Here is a 12,116-nt window from a genome sequence, read left to right as displayed (position 1 = left end):
CGTTAGATAATCAGCTGTCAGAGCATCAGTCGCGAACTGGCAACTGCAACGACCGCCAGGCCCAGCAGGAGGTTGATCCCCACCATGCGCCGAATCCGCCCCAGCACTGCCGCACCCGTCGGCCAGTCCTCGGCTTGCACCGCCGTCTTCAGCTCGGGCAACAGCAATGCCTGAATGCGCATGAACAAGGCAAACATGGCGATCCCTCCACCGATCATCACCTGCACATACTTCGGCGCAGTCTCGAAGCCGCTGAAGCGCATGTGCAACATGCCGATACCACTTATCGCCAAAATCGCTACAGCCACCCAGACCCAGCCGAAGAAGCGTCGGAAAACTTCCACCCACAGGCGCAGGCGCGCAGGCCCTTCAAGGGCTGCAACCGTTGCCGGGCGCAGCACCAGCCAGGCGAAGAACATGCCGCCGACCCATATCAGGGCAGCCAGGACATGCAGTGTGTAGGGCAGGGCAAAGGCAAGCATCCGGATCTCCATGCGGCATAATGGGCAATAGCGGGGTATGATAGCCGCCCCGTGTGAAACACTGAAAATATATCCAGCCCTTCGGGCGCCTGCAGACCATGATCAGCAACGAACTCAAAGCCACCATCCAGGGCGCCTATTCGCGTTTTCTCGAAGCCAAGAGCCTCAAGCCGCGCTATGGCCAGCGCCTGATGATCGCCGAAGTGGCCAAGGTGCTTGGCGACATCGCCTGCGACGATGAAGGCCGCCGTGCCGGGGAGCCTGCCGTGGTGGCAGTCGAGGCGGGCACCGGTACCGGCAAGACCGTGGCCTACAGCCTGGCAGCCATCCCGGCCGCCAAGGCCGCCGGCAAGCGCTTGGTGATCGCTACCGCGACCGTGGCCCTGCAGGAGCAGATCGTTTTCAAGGACCTGCCCGACCTGATGCGCAACAGCGGGCTCAACTTCAGCTTCGCCCTGGCCAAGGGCCGTGGCCGTTACCTGTGCCTGTCCAAGCTCGACATCCTGCTGCAGGAAGGCCATGCCCAGTCGGCCACCGCCCAGCTGTTCGAGGAAGAAGGCTTCCGCATCGAAGTCGACGAGCGCAGCCAGAAGCTGTTCAACAGCATGATCGAGAAGCTCGCTGGCAACCGCTGGGACGGTGACCGTGACAGCTGGCCCGAGGCCCTGGAAGACCAGGACTGGGCACGGCTGACCACCGACCACAGCCAGTGCACGGGCCGCCACTGCCCGAACTTCCAGCAGTGCGTGTTCTACAAGGCCCGCGAAGGCATGGGCAAGGTCGACGTGATCGTCACCAACCACGACATGGTGCTGGCCGACCTGGCCCTGGGCGGTGGCGCGGTGTTGCCCGACCCGCGCGATACCCTGTACGTGTTCGACGAAGGCCATCACCTGCCAGACAAGGCCATCGGCCATTTCGCCCATTATTCGCGCCTGCGTTCCACCGCCGACTGGCTGGAACAGACCGCCAAGAACCTGACCAAACTGTTGGCTCAGCACCCGTTGCCCGGTGACCTTGGCAAGTACATCGAGCAGGTGCCGGAGCTGGCGCGGGAAGTGCGTACCCAACAGCAGTTCATGTTCACCCTGTGCGAGCAGGTGGCAGACTTCCGCCCCAGCGAGGATACCGAAGGCCGCGAACGCCCGCGTTACCGCTTCGAGGGCGGTGTGGTGCCAGAGCAGATCCGCGAAGTGGGCATCGAACTGAAAAAGGGCTTTGCCCGCCTCAACGACCTGTTCACCCGCCTGGCCGACCTGCTCAAGGAGGGCATGGACGGCGAGGTCAATATCGGCATCGCCAGCCATCAGGCCGAGGAGTGGTACCCGCTGTTTGGCAGCCTGGTCACCCGTGCCCAAGGCAACTGGGAACTGTGGACGGCCTTTACCGCCGAGGACCCGGAAGACAGCCCGCCCATGGCTCGCTGGCTGACGCTGGCCGAGAGTGGCGCTCTGTTCGACATCGAAGTCAACGCCAGCCCCATCCTCGCTGCCGAAATGCTTCGCCGCAGCCTGTGGAGTGTTGCCCACGGCGCACTGGTCACGTCGGCGACGTTGACCGCGCTGGGCAAGTTCGACCGTTTCCGCATGCGCTCGGGGTTGCCGCGCGATGCCGTCACCTGCGTGGTGCCCAGCCCGTTCGTACATGGCGATGCCGGTCTGCTGCGGGTCCCCGACCTGCAGGCCGACCCCCGCGATGCGGCGGCGCATACGGCGGCGATCATTCGTGAGCTGCCAAACATCGTCGAGGATGCCCGTGGCGCGCTGGTGCTGTTCTCGTCACGCAAGCAAATGCAGGATGTGTTCGACGGCCTGGACCGTGACTGGCGCAAGCTGGTGCTGATCCAGGGCAACCTGTCCAAGCAGGAAACCCTGAACAAGCACAAGGCGCGGGTCGATGATGGCCAGCACAGCGTGTTGTTCGGCCTGGCCAGCTTTGCTGAAGGTGTCGACCTGCCAGGTGCGTACTGCGAGCATGTGGTCATCGCCAAAATACCTTTCTCCGTGCCCGACGACCCGGTGGAAGCCGCTTTGTCGGAGTGGATCGAGGCTCGCGGGGGCAACCCGTTCATGGAAATTGCCGTGCCCGACGCCTCGTTGAAGTTGATCCAGGCCTGTGGCCGCCTGCTGCGTACCGAGCAGGATCGCGGCGTCATCACCTTGCTCGACCGGCGCCTGGTCACCCAGCGCTACGGCAAGGCTATTCTCAATGCGCTGCCGCCGTTCCGGCGGGAGATTTCCTGACCGCCGGAGCACTTGCTCCGGCGCGTTGTCCATTACTCAGTCTTGGGCCATGACGGCCCTGAAGGAGAGCCCCAGCCTTATGGTCCGCCGTACCCTGCCCGCCGTTTTCGCCCTGTTGTTCAGCTCGCCCTTGCTGGCCGGGCAGCAGACGCTGTTCAGCTTCGTGCGCCCGGCCTCGGTGGTCAACGTGGCGACCGAAGATGCAGGCATGCCGCAGTACAACGCGGAGCAAACGGCCGAGGGCGAGGTGCTGCGACGTGTGGTGTTCAACCCGGCCCCGCGACCGACTTTGCGCCTGAGCCCGCAAGGCGGGGTGTGGGACTGGTCTGCCGGGCAGTTCCTCACCTTGCGTCTGCAAAGTGCCATGGACTGGGCGCTGACGGTTGATGTTACGGTGCAAGGCAGCGATGGCCGCACCTTGACCAGCCGCATCGACCTGCCAGCCGGCCCTGCGCAAACCGTGATGGTGCCACTGACAGCCAGCTCGCCGTTGAGCCAGGGCATGCGCGCCGGCCCTCCCATGCCCTGGAACCATGGCGGCCAGCGCCTGCTACTGACCAGCAGCGCTGGTGCGGTTGACCTCAAGCAGGTGACCGCGGTCAGCCTGAGCATCCCCAACCCCAAGGTGGCGCAGAACCTGCTGATCGAACGGGTGGGCATCCAGGATGACGACCAGGCCTACCAGGCGGCTTACCGCGAGCTGATCGATGCCTACGGCCAGTCCACCCGCGCCAACTGGCCAGAGAAGGTCGCCAATGACGATCAACTCAAGGCGGCCGATAAGCGCGAGCAGCAACAGCTCAAGGGCTGGCTGGCTGAGCGTGACAAGCAGCAACTGGACAGCTACGGCGGGCTTGTTGCCGGGCCGGCGTTCGAGGCCAAAGGGTTCTTCCGTACCGAAAAGCGTGATGGCCGCTGGTACCTGGTAACGCCCGAGGGGCATCCGTTCTACTCCCTGGGGGTGAATGCGGTAGCTGCAGACGGCGGGCGTACTTACGTCGCCGGCCGTGAAGGCATGTTCAAGGCATTGCCGGGTGAGGGCGAGGCATTGGCGGCATTCTATGGCGAAGGCAACAACGACGATGGCAATGCCTCGTCGCAAGGGCGCAGTTTCAAGCAAGGGCGCTGGTTCGACTTCTATGCTGCCAACCTGCAGCGTACCTACGGTAAACCCTGCTCGCCGGCCTTGGAAGGGCAGCCAGCCAGCTGCCCGCCGCTGGTACTGGATGCTGCCCGCTGGCAGGCGCATGCGCTCGACCGGTTGCAGGCCTGGGGGTTCAACACGATCGGCAACTGGAGCGAGCCTGCCCTGGGCCAGGCCAAGCGGATGCCCTACACCTTGCCGCTGTCGATCGTGGGAGACTACGCCAGTATCAGCACCGGCATGGACTGGTGGGGCAGTATGCCCGACCCGTTCGACCCACGTTTTGCCATGGCTACAGAGCGCGCCGTGGCCATTGCCGCCCGCGATCACCGCGACGACCCTTGGCTGATCGGCTATTTTGCCGACAACGAGTTGGCCTGGGCTGCCCCCGGTGACGACCCCAAAGCCCGCTATGGCCTGGCCTATGGCACCTTGCGCCTGACCACCGACGTACCGGCCAAGCGCGCCTTCCTCAAGCAGTTGCGCGACAAGTACCGTAACCAGGAGGGGCTGTCCAGGGCCTGGGGCATCGAACTGACCGCCTGGGAGCTGATGGAAGACCCTGGCTTCGAGGCACCGTTGCCCAACCCGGAACACCCGGAAATCGAGCGCGACTACCAGCACTTCCAGCAGGTGTTCGCCGAGACTTACTTCAAGACCATTGCCGACTCATTGAAATGGCATGCCCCCAATCACCTGCTGCTGGGGGGCCGCTATGCGGTCAGCACGCCGGAGGCGGTCAAGGCCTGTGCCGAGTTCTGCGATGTGCTCAGCTTCAACTTCTATACCCTCAAGCCGCAGGACGGCTATGACTTCGCGCGCCTGGCCGAGCTGGACAAGCCGGTGCTGGTGTCCGAGTTCCAGTTCGGTTCGCGCGATCGCGGGCCGTTCTGGCCTGGGCCGCTGGAGGTGGCGCGGGAAGAAGACCGTGGCCCGGCTTATGGCAACTTCCTCAAGGCGGCCCTGGCGCAGCCGATGATCGTGGGTGCTCACTGGTTCCAGTACCTCGATCAGCCAGCTAGCGGCCGCCTGCTCGACGGCGAGAATGGGCACCTGGGGCTGGTCGCGATTACGGATATGCCCTACCCAGGGTTTGTCGATGCTGTGCGCAAGAGCAACCTGCAGGCCGTGAGCCAACTGCGTACCCAGCTGGAAAAGCCGGCGCCTTGAGTGAGGTTACCGTTCGTCGCGACCATTTGGCCCAAGCCAGTTTGCAAAACACTTAACTACTGAAACAATGCACACCTTTTTTGAACATGGTCGTACGGGGTACAGCGGGTGCAGATCCAGGGTCACTATGAGCTGAAGTTCGAAGCCGTGCGCGAAGCCTTTGCCGCGCTGTTCGATGATCCCCAGGAGCGTGGCGCCGCGCTGTGCATCCAGGTTGGTGGCGAAACCGTCATCGATCTGTGGGCCGGCAGCGCCGACAAGGATGGGCAGCAGGCTTGGCATAGCGACACCATCGCCAACCTGTTCTCCTGTACCAAGACCTTCACTGCCGTCACTGCCCTGCAACTGGTGGGGGAGGGTAAGCTGGCCCTCGATGCGCCAGTGGCCAAATACTGGCCAGAGTTTGCCCAAGCGGGTAAACAGTCGATCACCCTGCGCCAACTGCTTAGCCACCGTGCCGGCCTGCCGGCCATCCGTGAACTGCTGCCAGCCGAAGCCCTGTATGACTGGCAGACCATGGTGGATGCCCTGGCGGCCGAGAAACCTTGGTGGGCTCCAGGTACGGAACACGGCTATGCAGCCATCACCTACGGCTGGCTGATCGGTGAACTGATCCGTCGAGCCGATGGCCGTGGCCCTGGCGACTCGATCGTGGCCCGTACCGCCCGCCCGCTTGGGCTGGACTTCCATGTTGGCCTGGCAGATGAAGAGTTCCACCGCGTCGCGCATATCGCCCGTGGCAAGGGCAACCCCGGGGATGCCGCCGCGCAGCGCCTGTTGCAGGTGACCATGCGTGAGCCCGAGGCGTTGTCGACCCGTGCCTTCACCAACCCGCCAGCCATCCTGACCAGCACCAACAAGCCGGAATGGCGGCGCATGCAGCAGCCAGCGGCCAATGGCCATGGCAATGCACGCAGCCTGGCGGGTTTCTATGCCGGGCTGCTGGACGGCAGCCTGCTCGAGTCCGAACTGCTCGATGAACTGACCCGTGAACACAGCCTGGGCCAGGACCGTACCTTGCTCACCCAGACCCGTTTCGGCCTCGGCTGTATGCTTGACCAGCCCGATGTGGCCAATGCCACATTCGGCCTCGGCGCACGTGCCTTTGGCCACCCCGGTGCCGGTGGCTCGGTCGGTTTTGCCGACCCGGAGCATGATGTGGCGTTCGGCTTCGTGGTCAATACCCTCGGCCCTTATGTGCTGATGGACCCACGAGCCCAGAAGCTGGTGCGTGTCCTTGCCAGTTGCCTTTGATCGGGTAATGCGGGTATTGCCCCAGCCCTTTGACTATCCTCAATGCCAACGCCTTATGTGTATAGGCAAAATTTCTTTTAATTTCATGGTGTATCGCTGATGTCTTCACATAAAACCTTAGCACTCGCCCTGTGCCTGACCGCTGTTACCGGCTGTGCCAGCCACTCTCCGGAAGGCTCCAAGGCAGGTGGCTCCAGCTGGTGGCCTTTCGGTTCGGACAAGGTTGCCGAGCAGGAAGTGAAGGCAGCCGTCACTGAAAACGTGGCCAAAGCCGATGCCAAGTCTGAAAGCGCCAGCCGCTGGTGGTGGCCGTTCGGTGGTGATGACAAGCAAGCCAAAGGGCCTGTGGTGCCGAAGATCGACCAGAAGGCCACCCAGGCCTGGCTGGACGAGTACGAGCCCAAGCTGCGCGAAGCCATCAAGGACAGCAAGCTGGAGCTGGAGCGTCGCGACAATGTGCTGGCGGTAACCCTGCCGGTAGACAGCTCGTACAACCCTGACCGCCCGAACATGCTGCTGCCCATGACGCTCGGCCCGATCACCCGAGTGGCCAAGGCCGTCGAAGGTGACCCGAAAACTGCCGTGCTGGTGCTCGGCCACGCCGACAGCAGCGGTGTTGCAGCTGCCAACCAGAAGCTCAGCCTGGAGCGCGCCGCGTCGGTATCGGCCATTTTCCGCCTCAGCGGCCTGCAGCGTGACCGCCTGACCCTCAAGGGCATGGGCTCGGTGATGCCGCGTGCCGCCAACGACAGCGCCGAAGGCCGTTCCCTGAACCGCCGTGTTGAAATGTTGCTGACCCCTCAGAACACCATGGTCGCACTGCTGGCCAAATATCAGCAGGCCGGCCCGGCACCTGCGCCGGCTTCGATGGTTGCGGTTCAGGATGCCAAGGCACCAGCTGCCAAGGCCGCCGACAGCAAGCCAGCAGCGAAGAAGCCAGTGGCGAAAAAACCAGCAGCGAAGGCCAAGGCTCCAGCCAAGACCACCGCCAAGAAAAAAGCCGCGCCGGCCAAGCCTGCCGCCAAGAAAGCTACCACTGACAAGAAAGTAGCTGCCAACAGCCCTGCGAAGACCAACTGATCGTCAAGGAACGCAGCAATGACCCAATCCCTGGCCGATATGCGCCGCGACTACACCCGTGATGGCTTGGCCGAAGCCCAGGCTCCGGGTGAGCCGTTCGCCCTGTTTCACCAGTGGTTTGCCGATGCGGTGAAAACCGAGCAGGTACCGGTGGAAGCCAACGCCATGACCCTGGCCACTGTCGATGGCGAAGGCCGCCCGCATTGCCGTGTGCTGCTGCTGAAGGGGCTCGACACGCGTGGTTTTACCTTCTTCACCAACTACGAAAGCGCCAAGGGCCAGCAGCTGCAGGCCAACCCCTTCGCAGCCATGACCTTCTTCTGGCCGGCGCTGGAGCGCCAGGTGCGTATTGAGGGGCTGGTGGAAAAGGTCTCGGCCAAGGAGTCGGACGACTACTACCAGGTGCGCCCGCTGGGCAGCCGCCTGGGGGCCTGGGCTTCGCCGCAGAGCCGGGTGATTGCTGGGCGTGAAGAACTGGAGGGGCTGGTGAAGGCGACTGAGGCGCGCTTCTCGGACACCCAGCCACATTGCCCTGAGCATTGGGGTGGGTACCGTTTGCTGCCTGAGCGCATCGAGTTCTGGCAGGGCCGGGCGAGCCGCTTGCATGACCGGCTGAACTATCGGCTGGTTGATGGGCAATGGCAGCGCGAGCGTCTGGCACCCTGAAAACGTTGGGGCCGCAAAGCGGCCCCAATACTCGACCAGAGGCTACCCCACATACCCCGCAGCCTCCCGCTCCAACCACCCTGCCAACTGCTTGCGCCCCACCTTTTCCACCCGTGCTTGCTCCAGCCGCTGCAGCATATACGCGCGCTTCCCCGCATCCGTCCCCGCCAATGACAACGCCAGGTCACGGTCCATCCAGCGGCGCATGCGCACATACAACCACCCGTGAAAATACAGCCCTGCAACGGTGGTGACCACGACGATGAAGTAATCCATGGCTATCCTTGGTCTCACTTGAAAGGCCTTCGACACAGCCTGGCAGGCTGTACCCCGGCTGAATGAAAACAATTTTATTACGTTTGTACCGTGACAGCCGTCAATGTGCAGCGTCTAATGAGCACCTGACTTATGGAGACTTTACCCATGCGTAAATCCGCTTTGCTGGTGGCGACTTTTACCACCTTGTCGCTGCTGCTGGGGGGCTGTGCCTCGAGCCTGACCGGTGATAGCTACTCCCGTGACGAAGCCCGCCGCGTGCAAACCGTGCGCATGGGCACCATCGAATCCCTGCGCCCGGTCAAGATCGAGGGTACCAAGACCCCGATCGGTGGCGGCGCTGGCGCCATCGTGGGTGGCGTTGCCGGTAGTGCCGTAGGCGGTGGCCGTGGCAGCATCGTGGCAGCTGTTATCGGTGCTGTTGCCGGCGGCCTGGCCGGGTCCGCTGCCGAGGAAGGGCTGACGCGCACCCAAGGCGTCGAGATCACCGTACGTGAGGACGATGGCAGCATGCGCGCCTACGTTCAGGCCGTGCAGGAGAACGAAATCTTCCGCGTGGGCGACCGTGTACGCATCATGACCGTTGACGGTACCAGCCGCGTTTCGCACTGATCGCCGTACGGTAAAACAAAACCCCGACATGGCACCTGCCAGTCGGGGTTTTTTCATGCGTCAGCCAACTCAGCCTGCGTGGGTTTTGCGGCTGGCCATGGCGGTGACGGCATAGCCGATCACTGCGGCGAAGAACGAGCCGGTAAGAATACCCATGCGGTCCATGCCGGCGTATTCGCTGCTACCCGGCACAAAGGCGAGCGAGCCAACGAACAGGCTCATGGTAAAGCCAATGCCGCAGAGTATCGCAACCCCCAGCAATTGCCCCCAGCCGGCCCCTGCAGGCAGCGCGGCCAGTCTTAGCTTGACGGCCACCCATGTCAGGCCGAAAACCCCCACGGTCTTGCCCAGCAGCAGGCCGACCGCGATGCCCATCGGCACGGGGTGAGTGAAGCTTTCTAGGGTCATGCCTGCCAGCGAGACACCGGCGTTGGCGAAGGCGAACAGCGGCAGGATGGCGTAGGCTACCCACGGGTGCAGGGCATGTTCGAGGGCCAGCAGCGGCGAAGTTTCGGCGTTACGTGTGCGCAATGGAATGCACAAGGCCAGGGCGACACCCGCCAGCGTGGCATGCACGCCACTTTTGAGCACACAGACCCACAGGATCAGGCCAACGACCATGTACGGCCCAAGTTTGACCACGCCAAGCCGGTTCATCGCCACCAGCACCACCAGGCAGGCCGCAGCCAGCAGCAGCGACACGCTCGACAGGGTGCCGGAATAGAACAGGGCGATGACGATGATTGCACCCAGGTCGTCGATGATCGCCAGGGTCATCAGGAACAGCTTCAGCGACACCGGCACGCGCTTGCCCAGCAAGGCCAGTACGCCGAGGGCAAAGGCGATGTCGGTAGCGGTGGGGATCGCCCATCCGGCAACGGCGGCAGGGTCTTCGCGGTTGATGAACCAGTAGATTAGCGCGGGTACCACCATGCCGCCGATAGCGGCCGTGGCAGGAAGCACGATCTGCGAAGGTTTGGACAGATGGCCGTTGACCACCTCGCGTTTGACCTCAAGGCCGATCAGCAGGAAGAACAGCGCCATCAGGCCATCGTTGATCCACAGCAGCAACGGCTTGGCGATGTTCAGCGCGCCGACCTGAACGGCGACGGGAACGTCGAGCAGGCCGCTGTACAGGTAGGATAGCGGTGAGTTGTTGATGATCAGTGCCAGTACGGCGGCGGCGATCAGCAGCAGGCCGCTGGCGGCTTCAAGCTGGAAGAAACGGGTGAACAGGCTACGCACGGGCTATAGGCTCTCCATGAGCAGTTTACGAATGGAACGGGCGTACACCCTAGCCTGTGGCTATATACTTTAAAACAAAAACCATATTCGTTTTTGTTATATGGTGCTGCTGACAGGCCTGGGGGAAGCCTAGATGGAAGTGAGGAAGGAGGGGGGAGGGGAAGCCTGATGTTGAGGGTGGATTATTCTGATGCCTGCCAGCGCCTTTTCGCGGGTAACCCGCGAAAGGGCGCTGGCAGGCAAACCAGCATCAGAGGCCGAGCATATCCCGCGCCACCGCCTCGGCAATGCGAATGCCATCGACACCCGCCGACAGAATCCCGCCCGCATACCCGGCCCCTTCACCCGCCGGGAACAGCCCCTTCAGGTTCAGGCTCTGGTAATCCTCACCCCGGGTAATCCGCAGTGGCGACGAAGTGCGCGTCTCGATCCCGGTCAATACGGCATCGTGCAGGTTGTAGCCTTTGATCTGCCGATCGAACGCCGGCAACGCTTCACGAATTGCTTCGATGGCAAAGTCCGGCAGGCTTGGCGCCAGGTCGCCCAGGGTCACGCCCGGCTTGTAGGACGGCTCGACACTGCCCAGCGCGGTCGAGGGCCGGCCAGCTACAAAGTCGCCTACCAATTGCGCAGGCGCCTGGTAGTTGCTGCCCCCCATCACATAGGCATGGGCTTCCAGGCGCTCTTGCAGCTCGATACCGGCCAGCGGGCCACCCGGATAATCTCGCTCCGGGTCGATGCCGACGACGATGCCGGAGTTGGCGTTGCGCTCGTTACGCGAGTACTGGCTCATGCCGTTGGTCACCACCCGGCCCGGTTCGCTGGTAGCCGCAACCACGGTGCCGCCCGGGCACATGCAGAAGCTGTACACCGAACGGCCGTTCTTGGCGTGGTACACCAGCTTGTAGTCGGCAGCGCCCAGTTTCGGGTGGCCGGCGTACTTGCCCAGGCGCGCCTTGTCGATCAGCGTTTGCGGGTGCTCGATACGGAAACCGACCGAGAATGGCTTGGCTTCCATGTACACGCCTTTGGCGTGCAGCATGCGGAAGGTGTCGCGGGCGCTGTGGCCCAACGCCAGGACCACATGGCGCGAATGCAGCTGCTCGCCGCTCTCCAGGACCACGCCGGTCAGCTGGCCGTCTTCGACCAACAGGTCGGTCACCTTCTGCTGGAAGCGTACTTCGGCACCCAGGGCGATCATGTCCTGACGCATCTGCTCGACCATGCCGGTGAGGCGGAAGGTACCGATGTGCGGTTTGTTGATGTACAGGATCTCGTCGGGCGCACCGGCCTTGACGAACTCCTCCAGCACTTTGCGGCCGTGGTGCTGCGGGTCCTTGATCTGGCTGTACAGCTTGCCGTCAGAGAAGGTGCCGGCGCCGCCTTCGCCGAACTGCACATTGGACTCGGGGTTGAGTACGCTTTTGCGCCACAGGCCCCAGGTATCCTTGGTGCGCTGGCGTACTTCCTTGCCACGTTCAAGGATGATCGGCTTGAAGCCCATCTGTGCCAGCAGCAGGCCGGCGAAGATGCCGCAGGGGCCGAAACCGACCACGATCGGGCGTTCCTGCAGGCCTGCCGGGGCCTGGCCGACGAACTTGTAGGTGATGTCCGGCGCTGGGCCGATGTTGCGATCGTCGGCGAACTTGCTGAGCAGTTCGGCTTCGTTGCTGGCTTCCAGGTCGATGGTGTAGATGAACAGCAGTTCGCTGTTCTTCTTGCGCGCATCGTAGCTGCGCTTGAACAGGTTGAAGCTGAGCAGTTGCTCGTCGCGGATGCCCAGGCGCTGGACGATGGCTTCACGCAGGGCTTCGTCGGGATGGTCCAGGGGCAGCTTCAGTTCGGTGATTCGTAGCATGGCAGGGTCCAGTATCCCGGCCATGGGCGGCCGGCGGCTTTACACAAACCGCCAAGTATAAGCTGTTAGCCGCCCCGAACGGCAGG

At 63.2% G+C, this 12,116-nt stretch carries 10 protein-coding genes; 6 read left to right on the top strand and 4 right to left on the bottom strand.

The window, feature by feature from the left end; translation table 11 throughout:
- Positions 1-17: 17 nt before the first annotated feature.
- The gene (locus FHW75_RS15685) at positions 18-482 is read right to left on the bottom strand and encodes a CopD family protein (RefSeq protein WP_016713785.1); all 465 of its coding nucleotides are present in this window, start codon (positions 480-482) and stop codon (positions 18-20) included.
- A 98-nt stretch (positions 483-580) separates the two neighbouring features.
- Here FHW75_RS15685 and dinG point away from each other — a divergent pair, with 98 nt between their 5' ends.
- The 5 genes from dinG to pdxH all read left to right on the top strand — a co-directional run bounded on the left by dinG (position 581) and on the right by pdxH (position 8,039).
- Positions 581-2,725, top strand: coding sequence for an ATP-dependent DNA helicase DinG (gene dinG / locus FHW75_RS15680; RefSeq protein WP_019096578.1), 2,145 nt, complete (start codon positions 581-583; stop codon positions 2,723-2,725).
- Between the two features lie 79 nt (positions 2,726-2,804).
- Positions 2,805-5,039, top strand: a complete 2,235-nt coding sequence (locus FHW75_RS15675; protein ID WP_019096579.1) for a beta-galactosidase — start codon at positions 2,805-2,807, stop codon at positions 5,037-5,039.
- A gap of 108 nt (positions 5,040-5,147) precedes the next feature.
- A complete protein-coding gene (locus tag FHW75_RS15670) occupies positions 5,148-6,293 on the top strand; it encodes an EstA family serine hydrolase (RefSeq protein WP_019096580.1) in 1,146 nt (381 codons plus the stop codon).
- A 99-nt stretch (positions 6,294-6,392) separates the two neighbouring features.
- The gene (locus FHW75_RS15665) at positions 6,393-7,373 is read left to right on the top strand and encodes an OmpA family protein (RefSeq protein ID WP_016713789.1); all 981 of its coding nucleotides are present in this window, start codon (positions 6,393-6,395) and stop codon (positions 7,371-7,373) included.
- Positions 7,374-7,391: 18 nt separating this feature from the next.
- Entirely contained in the window at positions 7,392-8,039 is a 648-nt protein-coding gene (gene pdxH / locus FHW75_RS15660) for a pyridoxamine 5'-phosphate oxidase (protein WP_019096581.1), read from the top strand.
- Between the two features lie 42 nt (positions 8,040-8,081).
- Here pdxH and FHW75_RS15655 read toward each other — a convergent pair whose 3' ends face one another.
- Positions 8,082-8,315 carry a hypothetical protein gene (locus tag FHW75_RS15655; RefSeq protein WP_019096582.1) on the bottom strand — a complete coding sequence of 78 codons (234 nt, stop codon included), beginning with the start codon at positions 8,313-8,315 and terminating at the stop codon, positions 8,082-8,084.
- Between the two features lie 147 nt (positions 8,316-8,462).
- On the opposite strand from FHW75_RS15655, the gene FHW75_RS15650 reads away from it, so the two are divergent.
- Positions 8,463-8,927, top strand: coding sequence for a glycine zipper 2TM domain-containing protein (locus tag FHW75_RS15650; protein WP_019096583.1), 465 nt, complete (start codon positions 8,463-8,465; stop codon positions 8,925-8,927).
- A 69-nt stretch (positions 8,928-8,996) separates the two neighbouring features.
- On the opposite strand, the gene nhaA is transcribed toward FHW75_RS15650, so the two are convergent.
- Together nhaA and FHW75_RS15640 are read right to left on the bottom strand one after the other, a co-directional pair.
- The gene (nhaA, locus tag FHW75_RS15645) at positions 8,997-10,172 is read right to left on the bottom strand and encodes a Na+/H+ antiporter NhaA (protein WP_019096584.1); all 1,176 of its coding nucleotides are present in this window, start codon (positions 10,170-10,172) and stop codon (positions 8,997-8,999) included.
- 250 nt (positions 10,173-10,422) lie between these two features.
- Complete coding sequence (locus FHW75_RS15640; protein ID WP_019096585.1) at positions 10,423-12,030, bottom strand: NAD(P)/FAD-dependent oxidoreductase; 1,608 nt, start codon at positions 12,028-12,030, stop codon at positions 10,423-10,425.
- Between the last annotated feature and the right edge of the window lie 86 nt (positions 12,031-12,116).

This window comes from Pseudomonas sp. OG7 (genome assembly GCF_014192825.1).
GTDB lineage: Bacteria > Pseudomonadota > Gammaproteobacteria > Pseudomonadales > Pseudomonadaceae > Aquipseudomonas > Aquipseudomonas monteilii.
This window is presented reverse-complemented; position numbering and strand designations above follow the sequence as displayed.

Bases quoted from the DNA above. Each gene is read 5' to 3' on its own strand.
- FHW75_RS15685 (WP_016713785.1), bottom strand. From the start codon at position 482: ATGCTTGCCTTTGCCCTGCCCTACACACTGCATGTCCTGGCTGCCCTG.
- dinG (WP_019096578.1), top strand. From the start codon at position 581: ATGATCAGCAACGAACTCAAAGCCACCATCCAGGGCGCCTATTCGCGT.
- FHW75_RS15675 (WP_019096579.1), top strand. From the start codon at position 2,805: ATGGTCCGCCGTACCCTGCCCGCCGTTTTCGCCCTGTTGTTCAGCTCG.
- FHW75_RS15665 (WP_016713789.1), top strand. From the start codon at position 6,393: ATGTCTTCACATAAAACCTTAGCACTCGCCCTGTGCCTGACCGCTGTT.
- pdxH (WP_019096581.1), top strand. From the start codon at position 7,392: ATGACCCAATCCCTGGCCGATATGCGCCGCGACTACACCCGTGATGGC.
- FHW75_RS15655 (WP_019096582.1), bottom strand. From the start codon at position 8,315: ATGGATTACTTCATCGTCGTGGTCACCACCGTTGCAGGGCTGTATTTT.
- FHW75_RS15650 (WP_019096583.1), top strand. From the start codon at position 8,463: ATGCGTAAATCCGCTTTGCTGGTGGCGACTTTTACCACCTTGTCGCTG.
- FHW75_RS15640 (WP_019096585.1), bottom strand. From the start codon at position 12,030: ATGCTACGAATCACCGAACTGAAGCTGCCCCTGGACCATCCCGACGAA.